At 39.7% G+C, this 16409-nt stretch carries 14 protein-coding genes and 2 pseudogenes; 10 read left to right on the top strand and 6 right to left on the bottom strand.

Translation table 11 applies throughout. From position 1 onward, the window contains the following. Positions 1-68: 68 nt before the first annotated feature. Positions 69-1139: a tetratricopeptide repeat protein gene (locus BAR153v2_RS05940; RefSeq protein WP_371325866.1), complete on the bottom strand. Its 1071-nt coding sequence runs from the start codon at positions 1137-1139 to the stop codon at positions 69-71. Then, entirely contained in the window at positions 1136-1810 is a 675-nt protein-coding gene (locus tag BAR153v2_RS05945; RefSeq protein WP_078680706.1) for a thiamine phosphate synthase, read from the bottom strand. The genes BAR153v2_RS05940 and BAR153v2_RS05945 overlap by 4 nt, the downstream gene beginning before the upstream one ends. Before the next feature lie 119 nt (positions 1811-1929). Here BAR153v2_RS05945 and BAR153v2_RS05950 point away from each other — a divergent pair, with 119 nt between their 5' ends. The 10 genes and pseudogenes from BAR153v2_RS05950 (at position 1930) to tolB (ending at position 10569) form a co-directional block, all read left to right on the top strand. Then, positions 1930-3051 carry an OpgC family protein gene (locus tag BAR153v2_RS05950; protein WP_078680707.1) on the top strand — a complete coding sequence of 374 codons (1122 nt, stop codon included), beginning with the start codon at positions 1930-1932 and terminating at the stop codon, positions 3049-3051. Between the two features lie 176 nt (positions 3052-3227). Continuing rightward, positions 3228-3746 carry a DUF1465 family protein gene (locus BAR153v2_RS05955; RefSeq protein ID WP_078680975.1) on the top strand — a complete coding sequence of 173 codons (519 nt, stop codon included), beginning with the start codon at positions 3228-3230 and terminating at the stop codon, positions 3744-3746. A gap of 214 nt (positions 3747-3960) precedes the next feature. Further along, positions 3961-4470: a crossover junction endodeoxyribonuclease RuvC gene (gene ruvC, locus BAR153v2_RS05960; RefSeq protein ID WP_078680708.1), complete on the top strand. Its 510-nt coding sequence runs from the start codon at positions 3961-3963 to the stop codon at positions 4468-4470. Then, positions 4467-5111 carry a Holliday junction branch migration protein RuvA gene (ruvA, locus tag BAR153v2_RS05965; protein WP_078680709.1) on the top strand — a complete coding sequence of 215 codons (645 nt, stop codon included), beginning with the start codon at positions 4467-4469 and terminating at the stop codon, positions 5109-5111. The genes ruvC and ruvA overlap by 4 nt, the downstream gene beginning before the upstream one ends. After that, a complete protein-coding gene (gene ruvB, locus BAR153v2_RS05970) occupies positions 5111-6193 on the top strand; it encodes a Holliday junction branch migration DNA helicase RuvB (RefSeq protein ID WP_078680710.1) in 1083 nt (360 codons plus the stop codon). The genes ruvA and ruvB overlap by 1 nt, the downstream gene beginning before the upstream one ends. Next, positions 6186-6659 carry a tol-pal system-associated acyl-CoA thioesterase gene (gene ybgC / locus BAR153v2_RS05975; RefSeq protein ID WP_078680711.1) on the top strand — a complete coding sequence of 158 codons (474 nt, stop codon included), beginning with the start codon at positions 6186-6188 and terminating at the stop codon, positions 6657-6659. Before ruvB ends, ybgC begins: the two co-directional genes overlap by 8 nt. Positions 6660-6809: 150 nt before the next feature. Next, complete coding sequence (gene tolQ, locus BAR153v2_RS05980; protein ID WP_078680712.1) at positions 6810-7523, top strand: protein TolQ; 714 nt, start codon at positions 6810-6812, stop codon at positions 7521-7523. A gap of 11 nt (positions 7524-7534) precedes the next feature. Beyond that, positions 7535-7987: a protein TolR gene (gene tolR, locus BAR153v2_RS05985; protein WP_078680713.1), complete on the top strand. Its 453-nt coding sequence runs from the start codon at positions 7535-7537 to the stop codon at positions 7985-7987. Between the two features lie 85 nt (positions 7988-8072). Next, positions 8073-9206, top strand: coding sequence for a cell envelope biogenesis protein TolA (locus tag BAR153v2_RS05990; protein ID WP_078680714.1), 1134 nt, complete (start codon positions 8073-8075; stop codon positions 9204-9206). A 41-nt stretch (positions 9207-9247) separates the two neighbouring features. Continuing rightward, positions 9248-10569, top strand: a pseudogene (gene tolB / locus BAR153v2_RS05995) (Tol-Pal system beta propeller repeat protein TolB). A 274-nt stretch (positions 10570-10843) separates the two neighbouring features. Here tolB and BAR153v2_RS06000 read toward each other — a convergent pair. From BAR153v2_RS06000 to tkt, 4 genes and pseudogenes are all read right to left on the bottom strand, one after another. Further along, positions 10844-11875 carry a class I fructose-bisphosphate aldolase gene (locus BAR153v2_RS06000; protein WP_078680715.1) on the bottom strand — a complete coding sequence of 344 codons (1032 nt, stop codon included), beginning with the start codon at positions 11873-11875 and terminating at the stop codon, positions 10844-10846. Positions 11876-11955: 80 nt separating this feature from the next. Continuing rightward, positions 11956-13149: a phosphoglycerate kinase gene (pgk, locus tag BAR153v2_RS06005; protein ID WP_078680716.1), complete on the bottom strand. Its 1194-nt coding sequence runs from the start codon at positions 13147-13149 to the stop codon at positions 11956-11958. Between the two features lie 227 nt (positions 13150-13376). Continuing rightward, positions 13377-14384 (bottom strand): type I glyceraldehyde-3-phosphate dehydrogenase, encoded by a 1008-nt coding sequence (gene gap, locus BAR153v2_RS06010; protein WP_078680717.1) that lies wholly within the window; start codon positions 14382-14384, stop codon positions 13377-13379. Next, positions 14381-16386: pseudogene (gene tkt / locus BAR153v2_RS06015) on the bottom strand (transketolase). The gene gap and the pseudogene tkt overlap by 4 nt, the downstream one beginning before the upstream one ends. Between the last annotated feature and the right edge of the window lie 23 nt (positions 16387-16409).

Raw genomic sequence — 16409 nt, forward strand, 5'->3', positions numbered from 1 at the left:
TCTTGTATTCTTGAATCTATTAATATTTTACACCACTATAAAACTTTAAATTTTGGTTTAAATACCTTCTAAAGCCTATAGGTCAGTTTTTTTGCTTTCTGCATTGCTTTCTGCAACTGAGTCTCATCCATACCCTTGATCATTGTTTCAAGATCGGCAATTTTGGCTTTTTGGCCTTTTGCAATCAAATACCACGCAGCAGCCGTAATGGGATCCTTGGATGTTCCCACTCCATCGCGATAAAGCCTTGCCAAACTAACCTGTGCGACCACAATATTTTTATTTGCATTGTCTAGAAGCAAATCAAAAGCACGTTGAAAATCGTTTTCTCCTCCACGTCCCTGCAGCAACCATTGTGCCAAAATAAACTGAGCCATTAAATGTTTATTTTGTGCTGCGGCTTCCAAAAGTCTGCGCGCATTACCATCATTTTTTGGCATTGTTAAAGTTCCTACAGAAAGAATTTTTGCAGCAGCAAAAGCTGCTTCAGGATCTCCAAGAGAAGCTCCTTTTAAGAACCATATTAAAGCTTGTTCTATGCTCTCATTTTTTTTATTTTTTACATCAACCTCTTTTATACTATCCTCGCCGGCCTCGTCAGATTCTTTTTTTTCGTGCATTGCTTTATAAAGGTGAATTTGTCCAGAATAAAAATAAGCCTCTCTCACGCCAGCATTCATCGCTTTTCGAATGAATTCCTCGGCAAGATTTATATTTTTTTCGGTGAAAGTTCCATCAAACAACATCAAACCATAGCGGAGCTGTGCTTGTGGGTCTCCTTGGTCTGCAGCATGCTTAAACCACAAAACGGCTTGTTTACCATCAACAGGCCCTATATATCCTTCCATATACATTCGCCCTATCAAAGTTTGAGCAATTGGATCATTTTGTTTGGCACGCATGAGCGCTGCACGAAAAGCTTTTACATAATACCCTTGGACGTAATAATCATAGGCTTCATCATATTGACCGGCTTGTAAAGGCAATACATTTTTTTGTGTCTCTTGAGTATTTTCGACATTTTGAGAGATATTTACAATCTGCTCTCCTTGTTGCGCTCGTGTAGAACTTACAAAAGCCATCACACACGCGATTATCCCCAGAATTAATACCCCGTAAAATCTACTCATAACTTTCATCTCTCCGTATTTAGAGAAGCGTTTTGACATTTTTCTTTCATCATATCAAGCACCCTCAAAGGATCATCATGCATAAAAATCATTTCTTCCACGGCAATAAATTCACAAGCTGTTGCCAAAGCTTCATCAAAAAACGCATATTCACTCCCCGCTTGAATAATGGCGGGAGTTTTCATAATCTCTGCCCACCATTGTGCCAATTGAATATTTCGAGGATGCGAACGAGGTTTTTTATCAGCACCTAATTTTCCAAAAAAAAGATAATCAACCCCTGCTTCTGCGATAACCATCGCAGAATGACGATTTTGAAAATTTCCACAACCAATTATTTTCTGTTCTTTTTTCAAGTTTTCAACAATTTTGGAAATATTGAAATGGTCTTCTACATGCAAACCATCAGCCCTGATCCGGCCAACGACGCGGCTTTCCTCAGCAATAATCAAAGCTGCACCATTGTGCTGAATATCATGAACGTAGAGCTGTGCACTCTTTTGCAAATACTCTTCCCCCATTTTTTTCCCTTGCGAATCATACAAAATAACGCAAGCAAAAGATTGCGTTTGCAAAATCTGACGAAGTAAAACAGGATTGAGTGTGCGGCGGACATCTATTGTTAAAATCAACTGAGGACAAAAACATTGCACAATTGGTTCACTTTTTTGTTTTGTCATCCTATACCTTTCAACATTGCATTCCACAGCTCAAGATTAAAAACCATTTTATAGTCATACTCTTTTAAAAACAGACTATTTTTTTAAAATAGACTTTGTGATATCTTAAGGGCTCCTTCATGACACGTTCCAGAGCTTCGTCTCATCATAGTTCGCATACTTTCCGTGATACGCGGATTGATGTTTGCCGTTCTTTAGCGCTATTGACAATTTTCATCAATCATATTCCTGGTACATTCTATGAACATCTCACCCATAAAAACTTTGGTTTTTCTGATTCAGCAGAAATATTTGTACTTCTTTCAGGAGTTTCACTTGGACTTAGCTTTCACACACGTTGGTATAAGCTGCCTTTTTCTGCTCTGATTGGCAAACTTTGGGGGAAAGCTTTTCGTCTTTATAAAGCATATCTCTTTACTACTTTTTTCACCTTAGGCCTTTTTGGAGGAGCTTTTTTCCTGTGGAATTTAGAAAAATTCACCTCTATGAATAACGTAGGATTATTTTTTACAGAGCCCTTTCTGGCATTTTTTAGTATCTTGAGCTTTGGTCATCAACTTGGCTATAATAACATTCTTTCACTTTACGTCATTTTAATGATTTTCGCGCCTTTTGCACTTTATTTGAGCTGTCGACACAAAGGGCTTCTGCTTTTTATCTCCTTCATTCTTTATATTTTCTGTGGCCTTTATAGAATTGCTCCCCCTTCTTATCCTCTTAAAGGGCAGTGGTTTTTAAATCCTCTTTCATGGCAGTTTCTCTTTGTCATTGGCCTCACAACGACTCTCTTCCTCAAAGAGAAGAAATCGCTTCCCTTTCGCCGTCTTTTCCTGACATTCTCTGTAATATATCTTGTTTTTTCCCTGTTATGGGTACGCTTACACTGGTGGGGAAGTTTCGGTTGGCTTAATTGGTCTTCCCCTTTGATTGATTTCAATAAAACTTTTTTAAGCCTCCCACGTCTGTTGCATATTCTTTCCTTATTTTCTTTGTTTGTTTGTTTTCCTTGGTTGCATCGAAAGCTTCATGTTTCAGCACAACATCCTTTAGCGATTTTAGGAAAACAGAGCTTACCGGTTTTTGTAACTGGAACTCTCTTTGCTATGTGTGGACAGATTTTAAAAACGGTAATGAACAGTACATTTATATTGGACACTTTTTTAATCATGAGTGGCATCAGTCTTCAATTTATGATTGCTTATTATTATGAAAAAAAAAGTAGGCATTTCACTTCACCGTAAAGAAAAAACATGGAAGTCCTTCCCCTCCAAGTTCATTAACCTTAGTATAAAAAGAACATTGCACAATAATACTAAAAAAGGTATTCACTGTTCTTGAAGGAGCATTGTAAAAAAGAAATTTCTATCTTGTTTTTTAAATGCTCCCAAGATTGTTTTTGTTTTGGAGTATAGCGGTGGTGAACGTACATGAGCGTCCACAAAATCAGGCCATTGTCATGATTGAGCACAATGCCTTTGATAATGTGTTTAATCGTCTTTATGAAGAAACAATGATCCTGATTGAAGAGACAGCAAATTATATTGATACAGAAGGCCGCTTAGTTGCACATGATCTTTCAGTAGAACTCTCTGAAATTTACGGGAAAGAAGCAATGTATTTGAGTACGCGTTTGATGCAAATTGCTTCTCAACTTTTATTGATTCGAGCTGAGCGTGAAGGGGAAATGTCACCAGAACAAATTCAAAAAGAGATTGCAAAAGTTTCCCTTCACACCCCATCACTTGAATCTAAATCTGCACACTGGAAAGAATTACCAGAAGTTTTTCGTCACTTTGTACAGCGCTCGCTTCGATTAGAAAAAAGAATGCGGCATATGAACTACGATAAAAAACACACTGCTTTACAGGCTTTATCTCAAAACAACCCAGTAAACAAACAGCTTCAATTGCTTAAAACGGCTTTTCAGCGCCTCTAAGCACTTTTGTCTTAATTTATCTATGAGACTTGTCCTTCTACTTTTCTCTCCATCAAAGCCTTTAAGAAGAGAAAACTATTTTTTCTTTTTCAAGTTATATTTTTGTCTTTGTTTTGAGATATTTTGAAACTTTCTTTACTTTATATTTCCTTCTTTTGTTCTATTCATTGAATCCATCTATTAAAATACTGAGAAATCAAATAAACTGAATTTTATGGTAGAGACGATTCGCATCATAGGGATTGATCCTGGACTTCGGCGTACAGGATGGGGAGTTATTGACCTATGTGGCAATCATCTCAATTTTGTAGCATCGGGAACACTTCACTCTAATGCTCAGAATGACCTCGCTTCTAGATTATGCCAAATTTATGAAGGACTTTCAAAAGTTATACATCAATTTATGCCCCATGAAGCAGCTGTTGAGCATGTTTTTGTCAATAAAGATGCGGCTGCCACTTTAAAACTTGGTCAAGCCCGTGCTATTGCACTCCTCGTTCCTGCTCAAGAAGGTCTTTCCATTTCCGAATACGCCCCTAATAAAGTCAAAAAATCAGTTATTGGTGTTGGACATGGAGAGAAAGAGCAAATTCACATGATGGTGAAAATTCTTCTTCCCCGCGCTGAATTTGATAGCAGTGATGCAGCAGATGCCCTAGCTCTTGCAATTTGCCATAGCGCTCACCGTACGAGTTCCTCTTACCGTCTAAAGGCAAGCGCATGATTGGGAAACTCAAAGGCATTCTTGAACATATTTTTGATGATCACATTATTCTCGATGTGCAGGGGGTCGGATATATTATTTTTATCCCTAACCGCCTTCATTCTTCTTTACCAGCCATAGGGGAAAGTCTTAGCTTATTCATCGAAACCCATGTACGTGAAGAAGCAATTCGTCTTTTTGGCTTTGCAACAAAGTCTGAACAAGAATGGTTTTGCCTTTTGCAAAATGTCCCGGGTGTCGGTGCAAAAGTTGCGTTGGCAATTTTAGGATCTTTATCAGTTAGTGAGCTCAGCCAAGCAATTACCCTCAACGATACTGCGATGATCAGTCGTGCTCCAGGCGTTGGCAAAAAAGTCAGCGAAAGAATTGTAAGCGAACTCAAAAGCAAAACTCTTCTCTCTAAAGAAGACAATAAGAATCCTGCTTTGTCCTCTTCTTTAAACTTTTCTTCAGAAGAGAAACATCAACCAACTCACGATGCTCTTTTAGCTCTCATCAAGCTTGGTTTTGATCATGACAAGGCAACCACTGCTTTGGCTTCAGCCCTCTCTGCTCTTAAAGGGGAAATGATTTCCTCAGCACTCCTTGTTCGCCATAGCCTCAGACTTCTTTCCTCACAAAATCAAGAGAACAATGGATAATGCATAAAGATGATCCTCAGCGCCTTCTTGGAGCTATTCCCCTTCCTAACGATCCGGATCGCTCCTTAAGGCCCCAAACCCTAGATGACTTTATTGGTCAAGAAGCTGCCCGTGCAAATTTAAAAATCTTTATTGAAGCAGCGCGAACACGACATGAAGCCTTAGATCATGTCCTCTTTGTTGGACCCCCTGGTTTAGGAAAAACAACACTTTCGCAAATTATGGCAAAGGAATTAGGCGTTAATTTTCGTTCGACCTCAGGACCTGTCATTGCCAAGGCTGGTGATTTAGCTGCTCTTTTAACCAATCTAGAAGAACGAGATGTTCTTTTTATTGATGAAATTCATCGTTTAAATCCGGCTATCGAAGAGATTCTGTATCCGGCCATGGAAGATTATCAACTTGATCTTATCATTGGTGAAGGTCCTGCCGCTCGTTCAGTCAAAATTGACTTAGCCAAATTCACCTTAGTTGCGGCGACAACGCGTTTAGGATTACTGACCACTCCTTTACGGGATCGTTTTGGCATTCCCATCCGCTTAAATTTTTATACCATAGAAGAATTAGAATACATTGTTCAGCGCAATGCCCGTCTTTTTTCAGTTCAAATCAATGATGATGGCGCTCATGAAATTGCGCGTCGTTCCCGTGGAACCCCTAGAATTGCAGGGCGCCTTTTACGACGTGTCTGTGATTTTGCTTTAGTCAAAAAGGCTGAAAAAATTGATCATACAATTGCTGATGAAGCTCTTTCACGTCTTGAAGTGGATCATCTTGGCCTTGATCCTTTAGACCGCCGTTATCTCATCCTCATTGCTCAAACTTTTTTAGGAGGGCCCGTCGGTATTGAAACAATTGCTGCTGCTCTTTCAGAACCACGTGATGCAATTGAAGATATTATTGAACCTTATTTGCTTCAACAAGGTTTTATACAACGAACAGCGCGTGGGAGAATTTTAACAGAAAAAGCTTGGACACATTTAAAACTTTGTCCCCCCACAACAGCACAGTCAATAAAAAAGGTTTCTTCATCGGCAGGGACTGATTCTCAGTCTTCTTTCTGGGAGACAGAAAATGAATAAAACCAAATCCTTTACTCAATCACCTTCTTCCTTTTCTCATGATATTCAAGCACGAATTTATGTAGCTGATACTGATTTTTCTGGTGTTGTCTACCACGCACGTTACCTTGAATTTTTAGAAAGAGGACGTTCAGAATTTTTACGTGACATGGGATTGAGCAACAATGAATTAATCTCAGATAGCCAAGGTGAGAAATTATTTTTTGTCGTCCGTCATATGGACATTATCTTTTCCAAACCAGCCATCCTTGATGATCTTTTAACCATCAAAACATCCTTGCAATGCGTTCAAGGGGCACGCTTTTTCATGGATCAGGTCATTTTGCGCAATGAAATTATCTTAATTAAAGCAAAAGTTGAAATTGCTCTCATTAATCAAGAAGCGAAACCGCGCCGTTTACCCAAAAATCTCTTCTCCTCTGCTTTTTTTAAAAGCGATATTGGAACAGAAGTGCCTAAAGAATAAAATGCTCTTGGAAGAAAATAAAGAAACTTTTGAGACATTAGAGATTTTTGTAAAAACTCAATTTTGTTTTGACAAATTTAGAAACTATAAAACAATATGCTGTAATGGACTGTAAAGGAATAAATCTTTCATTGAAGAGGTTAAAAGATCATGGCACAAGTAGAATTTGCAAGTCCAGAAACAATAGGAATATTAAGCCTATTTATGCAAGCCAATTGGATTGTAAAGGCTGTTATGATTGGGTTAATTTTTGCTTCTATATGGAGCTGGGCTATTATTTTTGATAAGTTCATTTCTTATCGTCGAATACGGCGTAATATCCACCATTTTGAGCGGAATTTTTGGTCAGGACAATCTTTGGAAGATCTTTATGCCACCTATAATAGTCAACGGAACAACAGTATATCAATTGTTTTCCTCGCCGCAATGGCAGAATGGAAAAAGTCACTCTCAAAAGGATCGCCCACATCCTTAAACCTCCAGTCTAGAATTGATAAGGCGATGGATTTAACCTTAGGGCGTGAAAGTGTAAAAATAGAATCACGATTAGGTTTTTTAGCAACTCTTGGATCGGCAGGTCCTTTCATTGGTTTATTTGGAACTGTTGTTGGAATTATGAATTCATTTCTTTCTATTTCTGCCTCTCAAAATACCTCGTTAGCGATCGTAGCTCCGGGCATTGCAGAAGCACTTTTAGCCACTGCGATTGGTTTGTTTGCAGCCATTCCCGCTGTTATTGCTTACAACAAATTGACAAGTGAAAGTGCGCAAATTATAGCCAAAATAGAAAATTTTGCTGATGAATTTTCGACAATTTTGTCACGGCGAATTGATGAAACAACATCCAGCAATTCATCCTTATAAAGAGGTGTGTTATGGGATTATCTGTTGCTTCTTCTGCTCACACAAGTACGCGTAGACGGCGCCGTTCGCGCGCTCCTTTAATGAGCGAAATTAACGTCACACCTTTTGTAGATGTTATTTTAGTTTTGTTGATTATTTTTATGGTATCAGCTCCTCTTTTGGTCAATGGTGTTCCTCTTGATCTTCCCCATAGCCAAGCAGGGCCCGTGCAAATGGACAGTACACCCTTAACCGTTTCACTTGACGCCCAAGGGCGCTTAGCCATCAATCAAAACTACTATGACACAAAAGAAGCTTTGATTGACCATCTCAATGCCCTATTAGCCGCAGATCCTACGCAGAAGAACAAACGTATTTTTGTCCGTGCCGCCAAAACTGTTGAATATCAACAAGTTCTGCAACTTTTAGCGCATATTCAAAAAGCAGGTTTTTCGCAGGTTGCTTTAGCCAGTCTAGGGCAATAAATTCTCCATAAACTTCCATAAACTGTTGCATCATATATCTCTAAACTCTCTGCAAAAGTAAAAAACAAAACAGTAAGGCATACAAATGGAAAAAGGCTCTCATCATAGAATGAAGAAAAGTTTGGCTTTATCATTTGCACTGCATTTCATTCTTTTCAGCTGGGGTATAATACACTTCACTCCCTCTTCTTCTTTTATGCAACAGCCCTTAGAAATCGCTCCGATTACTTTATCTTCTCTTGACAAAGAGCTTGCTTTCCAAGAGGGCTCATTAAATGCTCCCCCTCTTGAAGACTCTGCTCCTAAACGAACGACACAACCACAAGAAAAAGAAGATGCCCGTCATTTTGGCGAAGGAACAATGGACCTTCAAACTCCCTTTCAGCCAAAAGAAAAATTGCAACATATGGATGCAACACCTTTTTCTTTTGGACAACAGGAGGCATCGGATATCCCTGAATCGTCCCCGAAAACAGAAACAGAATCCCTCCTCCACAGAGAGCCAAAACTCACAAAAAATGAAATGAAAACATCGCCCCCAAAATCAGAATCAACAGACCAAACAGTTTCTCCGACAGCTTTAGAACAAATAAAACCCGAAGATCCTCTTCAGAAAACGCTAGAAGAACTTACTCAGGAAAAACCTAACGAATTGACACCAACAGTGATGCTTCCAGATAATATTCCTTTCCCCTCTTTCAAACCAAAGGAAAAGCCAATTAAACCTTCTAATTTTGAAAAGACACAAAAATCTCCTTCTAAAGGAAAACAAACGATTGAAGATATTTTGGCAATGGAAGAAACACATCTTATCAATCGTGCACGCACCCAAGGGGGTGGTGCAAAACGTTCCCACAAACCAGAAGCTCTAGGTGCACGAAAAAATATTGGTGACTCCGCAAAAAAAGCCCAAACATTGGTTAATATTGTAGGCACCTGTATTCAACAAAAGCTCAAACTTGTTGCGATTGGAGGTAATTTGAGCAACCGCCCTGTTGTGCGTTTACAATTTCGTTTAAATAATAACGGAAATGTGATAGGCGAACCAAAGATTGATCCTCTCAAAGGTGAAGAAAGTCAGCTTACCATCATGACACAACAAGTTTATGCTGCTGTTTTTTCATGCCAACCCTATGAAAATCTTCCCCGTGATCAATATAATTTATGGGGGCAAGGTTTTGATTTTAACGTTGATCCTTTTCAAGAAACAGCACCATAAAACAACAGTTTTTTCTATATCAAAGAAAGGATGAATACCACATGACTGTAATAAAACGTACAATTTCTTCCTTGTTTTTTCTCATTGTATATTTATGGTTTTTCGGTTTTTCATCTTCATATGCACAACTGAAAGGCACAATTGCAAAAGCTGATTTTAATCCCATCCCCATTGCTGTTGCGGATTTTCTTTCCCATGATTCATTAGGCATAAAAATTGCTGCTGTCATTGCAGCAGATCTGGAAAGATCAGGACTTTTTTTCCCCTTACAAAAATCTTCTTTTCCTGAAATATCTCCTAATCCTGATAAACAACCAAACTTTTCTGATTGGAAAAAAATAAACGCTCAAGGATTAATCACAGGAAAAGTTTACAGAGAGACAGATGGGCGGCTTAAAGTTGAGTTCCGTTTATGGGATGTTGTAGGGAAGCGACAAATTAAAGGACAACGCTTTTATACAGCAACGGAACGCTGGCGCCGTGTTGCACATATGATTGCAGATGAAATCTATAGCAAAATGACAGGTGAAAAAGGCTATTTTGATACCCGCATTGTATTTATTGATGAAACAGGACCACATAATGCCCGTATCAAACGTTTAGCGATGATGGATCAAGATGGAGCAAATTTAATCTATCTTTCTGAGGGCAATGAGCTTGTCCTTACGCCGCGCTTTTCTCCTAAGCGACAAGAAATCACTTATATGGCTTATGATAAAAACAAAACACCTCATGTTTACCTTCAACAAATGGAAATAGGACAACGAGAATTGCTCGGCACCTTTGATAACATGACCATTGCCCCCGCTTTTCTCCTAATGGGCAAAAGGTTATCATGAGTTTATTACAAAACGATGGAAGTGCTAATTTATATACAATGGATTTACGCACACGGCAAATGACCCGTTTAACCGCAACCAAAGCTATTGATACGTCAGCTTCTTATTCACCAGATGGCACTAAAATTGTTTTTTCCTCTGATCGTAGTGGAAAACCACAAATTTATACAATGAATGTAGACGGTAGTGATCTCCAACGTATTTCTTCTAACGAAGGAAGCTATTCCACTCCTATTTGGTCTCCGCGCGGGGATTATATCGCGTTCACAAAACAATTTCAGGGTCAATTTTCCATTGGTGTGATGCATCCTGATGGAAAAGGCGAGCGGATTTTAACAACAGGTTTCCATAATGAAGGTCCTACATGGGCTCCGAATGGCCGAGTACTCATGTTCTTTCGTCAAAATCCAGGAGAAGGCTCAAAAATTTACACGATTGATATTACCGGACGCAATGAACGCCTCTTGCGCACCCCAAATGATGCCTCTGATCCGGCATGGTCTCCTCTACTCAGTACACAGTAAAAAAGGATAAAGATACTCTTCTCTTTTAAACTTTCAAGACTACTCTTATGGTCTGCACTCTCTTCTTTATACTCAACAGGGCTATATCAAGGTCGTTTCGGTCAAACAGATGCTCCCGATCAATACTGCCCAGACTACGAAAAACGTTATTTGCTAAAGCATAAATCTCTTGAGAAGAAGAAAAGAGCTTTATGCATCTCAGATCCCTGTCTACCATTGCCATCATAACAGACAGGGGTTGAAGAAAATGTACAATCTGTTTTTTATTTTTGCTCTATATACAAGACTGTTCTTGTTCTTTTGTCCACTGCCCTAAAGCCGCCAAATGGTTCATTCGCGCGCGATGATAAAAAGCCTTTTGTGCCGCAGCACTTTGTTCAGCTTTTCCACCCCATGCTTTCAAAGCTGCAGCTTGTAATGCACGTCCATAAGAAAAAGTCAATTTCCAAGGTAAAGAACCTAAACTATTCATAGCAGATAAATGCGCTGTTGCTTCTTCATCGGATTGCCCTCCAGAAAGAAAAGCAATTCCTGGAACAGCAGCAGGAACAGTTTGTTTAAGAACACGAATTGTTTTTTCAGCGACTTCATCAACAGAAGCCTTGCGTGCGTCTTTGCCATCAATAACCATATTAGGTTTTAAAATCATGCCTTCCAAAATAACACGTGCTTGAAATAATTCTTCAAAGACTCTTTTTAAAACTGTTTGTGTTACTTCAAAACAGCGAGCAATTGAATGCTGACGCGACTGACCATCCATCAAAACTTCAGGCTCCACAATTGGTACGAGACCGACTTCCTGACATAAAGCAGCATAGCGTGCCAAAGCTTGAGCATTTTGATTGATTGCACCTTTTGTTGGCAAAGAGTGTGCATCAATTGCAATCACCGCACGCCACTTAGCAAAACGCGCGCCCAAAGCATAATAATCCTTCAACCGCTCACGCAGACCATCCAATCCTTCTGTAATTGTCTCCTGAGGAAAAGCAGCCAAAGGCTTAGCACCTGTATCAACTTTAATACCTGGCACAGCACCATTATTACGAATAAGATCTGTTAACATTTGCCCTGTTGATGCTTTTTGACGAATAGTTTCATCAAATAAAATCACACCAGAAATAGCCATTTCCATTGCTTCTTTTGCTGAAAACAACATTTCACGATAAGCCCGACGATTATCTTCGGTAGATTCTACACCAATGGTTTCGAACCGTTTTCCAATCGTTGCTGTACTTTCATCGGCTGCTAAAATGCCTTTTCCCGGACGAACTAGAGATACTGCAATATCTTCAAGACGCTCACTCATATAAAGCTCCTCTTTTTTCTACGCTCTAAAATCAATGACTGACTAGCACATTTGCCAAAGTCATTGGATGCTTTTTCCCTTCACACCTGCTGAAGAGCAAGAATCCCAGGAAGACCTTTCCCTTCCATCCATTCTAAAAACGCTCCACCTGCCGTTGAAAGATAGGTAAAATCATTGGCAACACCTGCATGATTCAACGCAAAAACTGTATCTCCTCCTCCAGCAATGGATACCAATTGTCCCTGCTGACTGCGTTTTGCGACATACCGTGCTACCGCCACCGTTCCCTGATCAAAGGGAGACATTTCAAAAACGCCAAGCGGACCATTCCAGACAAGAGTTTTTGCCTTATCAATTGCTGCTTGAATATGCGCAAGAGAACGAGGACCAATATCCAAAATCATTCCTTCCTCAGGAATTTCCTCAAGAGCATAACACTGATGTGGTGTTTCTTGTTCAAAATGAAATCCAACAATAACATCCAAAGGTAAAAGGAGTGTACAGTGATTCTGATGTGCTTTTTCAATGATTTCTTTTATTGTTGTCATCAGCGTTTTTTCGCACAATGATTTACCAACAGAAACACCTTGTGCTGCTAGAAAACTATTGGCCATACCACCACCAATAACCAAATAATCAACCTTTTCAACCAAATGATTAAGAACAAAAAGCTTACTAGAAACCTTAGCCCCTCCAACAACTGCTATTACTGGATGCGTTGGACAATCAAGACCCTTCTCTAAGGCTTGCAATTCTTTCTGTAATGCCCTCCCTGCGTAAGAAGGTAATAAATGTGTAATCCCTTCTATTGAAGCATGAGCACGATGAGAAACAGAAAAAGCGTCATTCACATAAAGGTCCCCATTGTGCGCTAAAGCTTTAGCAAAAGAACGATCATTTTTTTCTTCTCCCGGATAAAACCGCACATTTTCAAGCAAAAGAATTTGCCCCTCCTGCACTGTACCTGCTGCGCTCTGAGCTACATCTCCTATACAATCACTTGCAAACAAAACCGGCTGTTCTATGATTTTTTCGAGGGCCTCAATGACGGGACGCACTGTAAATTCTGGAACAAATTGTCCTTTGGGACGACCACAATGAGACAGGATAATAACCTTAGCGCCACGCTTTTGAAGTTCGACAATTGTGTCTTTATGGCGTTCAATCCGTGTTGCATCGCACACTTGCCCCTTCAATATTGGAACATTGAAATCCACCCGCACCAGTACGCGTTTTCCTGTTACATCAACATCATCGAGTGTCTGAAATTTCATCCCTATTTTCTCTTCTTCTTTATCCTTGAAAACACTCTTCTTCTCTTAGACGTACACATTTAGCTCACTGTCATCAGTTCTTTATATTTTCAAAACCTTCATAGCACTTTTTCACCATTTTTCTTTCTTGAAAATATTTTTTTGATGCTCTTAAAAAACATCAGATTTCTTTTTTCCAAAACACCCTCTTTTTTTATGGGACATAAAAAGGATCAAAAATCCTCCTTTCACAATGTCTTGGCAAAAGCTACAGCAGTATCACTCATCCGATTTGAAAAACCCCACTCATTGTCGTACCAAACCAAAATGCGACACAATTTCCCATCAATCACCTTAGTTTGATCATTCTGAAAAATTGCTGAATGTGGATCATGATTAAAGTCACTGCTGACAAGTTTCTCTTCTGTGTAATCCAAAATCCCTTTTAGATACCCTTTAGCAGCCGTACGAATAGCCGTATTAATTTCTTCAACAGTCGTGGAACGCTTAGCAGTAAACGTCAAATCCACAACAGAAACATTCGGTGTTGGGACCCGAATCGATACTCCATCTAACAAACCATTTAATTCTGGCAAAACCAGCCCCACTGCTTTAGCAGCCCCTGTCGATGTGGGAATCATAGAAAGAGCTGCTGCACGCGCACGATAAAGGTCTTTATGCATTGTATCTAAAACAGGTTGATCCCCAGTATAGGAATGAATCGTTGTCATAAACCCTTTTTCGATTCCAATTGCTTTATGAAGTACTTGTGCAACAGGAGCTAAGCAATTCGTTGTACAAGAAGCATTAGAAACAACACGGTGCTCTTTGCTCAACGCCTGATGATTGACTCCGTATACCACGGTTAAATCAGCCCCCTCAGAAGGTGCAGAAACCAAAACACGTTTTGCCCCTGCCTCTAAATGAAAACATGCCTTATCACGCGCTGTAAAAAGCCCCGTACATTCGAGAACAATATCAATATCTAAAGATTTCCACGGTAATTTTGTCGGATCACGTTCAGCGATAACTTTAATCGCACCACACCCAACATCTAAACTATCCCCCACAACCTTAACAGGAGCAGGAAAACGCCCATGAACTGAATCGTAGCGCAATAAGTGAGCATTTGTTTCCACTGATCCTAAATCATTAAGAGCCACAATCTGAATATCTTGGCGTTTTTTTTCAACGATGGCTCGTAAAATATTACGTCCAATCCGTCCAAATCCATTAATTGCAACGCGAATACTCATATCATTACTTCCTTATTAATCTTTTCAAGCTTTTCTTTAACGATCGCCACAACAGCTTCATAGGTAATACCGAAATGGTTATAGAGAGCATCACTTGGTCCACTTACTCCAAATCCCTTCATTCCAATAAATACTCCGTCACAGCCAATAAAGCGCTCCCACCCTTGCTGAACAGCTGCTTCAACGGCAATTTTAATTGGAGCCTCACCAATTAATGCTTTTTGATATGCAGCAGATTGTTGTGCAAATAATTCAAAACAAGGAACAGAAACCACCCGTGTTGGAATCCCACTTTCTTCTAAAACAGAGTGCGCTTTGACAACAACATGCACCTCTGAACCAGAAGCAAATAGTGTAACTTGAGCATCATCACTGGCTGTTAATAATTCATATGCCCCAAACATACAGAGATTTTCTTTTGTATATTCTTGACGTACAAGAGGTAAATTTTGCCGACTTAAAGCCAAAGTAGAAGGTGTCTTTTTTGCCTTTAAAGCCAATTGCCAACATTCGAGTGTTTCAACAGCATCTGCTGGCCGGAAAACAAAATGATTCGGAAGCGCACGTAATGCTGCTAAATGCTCTATCGGCTGATGGGTAGGACCATCCTCACCCAAACCAATTGAATCATGGGTCATTACATAAATAACCCGCAACCCCATAAGAGATGACAAACGCATTGCAGGACGCATATAGTCTGAAAAACATAAAAAGGTTCCACCATAAGGAATGAAACCACCATAAAGCGCAAGACCATTCATCATCGCACTCATAGCATGTTCACGAATCCCATAATGGAGATAGCGGCCCGAAAAATCATCCGCAGAGATAGCTTTCATCTGACTTGTTTTCGTATTATTAGATCCCGTAAGATCAGCAGAACCACCAATTGTTTCCTCAACAACCTCATTGATAACTTCCAGCGCCATTTCAGAGGCTTTACGGGTTGCAACAACAGGGCGATCAACAACTAATTTTTGTTTATAATCATCAATAACATTCTCAAAATTTCCAATTAGATCACCCCGCATCAATCGATCAAACTCAACCCGCTCTGTAACAGATAAAGCAAGCAATTTTTCTTCCCATTTTTTTCGTTTTTTTGCAGCATTCAAACCAGCCAAACGCCAACTATCAAGAATATCCGCTGGAATGACGAATGGTTCTTCTTCCCACTGCAAAGCTTTACGGGTTGCGTCAATTTCTTTTGCTCCCAAAGGAGAGCCATGAACCTTATTCGTTCCTCCTTTATTAGGAGCTCCAAAACCAATCGTTGTTTTACAGGCAATTAAAGTTGGTTTATCAGAAGCTTGTGCAGCCTCAATAGCTCGTATTAAAGCAGTTTGGTTGTGCCCATTCACTTTGATAGTATTCCAGCCAGATGCTTTAAAACGCGCTATTTGATCTGTACTATCGGTTAATGAAATAGCCCATCGATCGAAATATCGTTATCATCCCAAAATACAATCAGCTTATTGAGCTTTAAATGTCCTGCTAAGCTTATCGCCTCTTGAGAAATCCCTTCCATTAAACACCCATCGCCTACGAGAGCATAAGTATAATGGCAAATCAACTCCCCAAAACGGGCATTAAGTAAGCGTTCTCCCAGTGCCATTCCCACAGCATTAGCAAGTCCTTGGCCAAGAGGACCAGTTGTTGTTTCAACCCCAGCGACATGCCCATATTCTGGATGACCAGCGAGTTTAGATCCTATTTGACGAAAATTGCGCAAATCCTCACAAGAGACATCCTCATAACCAGAAAGATATAATACAGCATACAGCAACATTGAACCATGCCCTGCTGATAAGACAAAGCGATCACGGTTAGGCCAACGCGGATTTTGGGGATCATAGGCTAAAAATTTTGTGTAAAGAACAGTAACAATATCCGCAGCTCCCATTGGTAAACCCGGATGACCAGAATTGGCTGCTTCAATTGCATCAATAGCAAGAAAACGAATAGCATGAGCCATTTGATTTTGTTTTTCGTTATTTGTCATAAATGATAGACCACTTTTTTGTA

This window comes from Bartonella sp. AR 15-3 (assembly GCF_002022445.1).
GTDB lineage: Bacteria > Pseudomonadota > Alphaproteobacteria > Rhizobiales > Rhizobiaceae > Bartonella.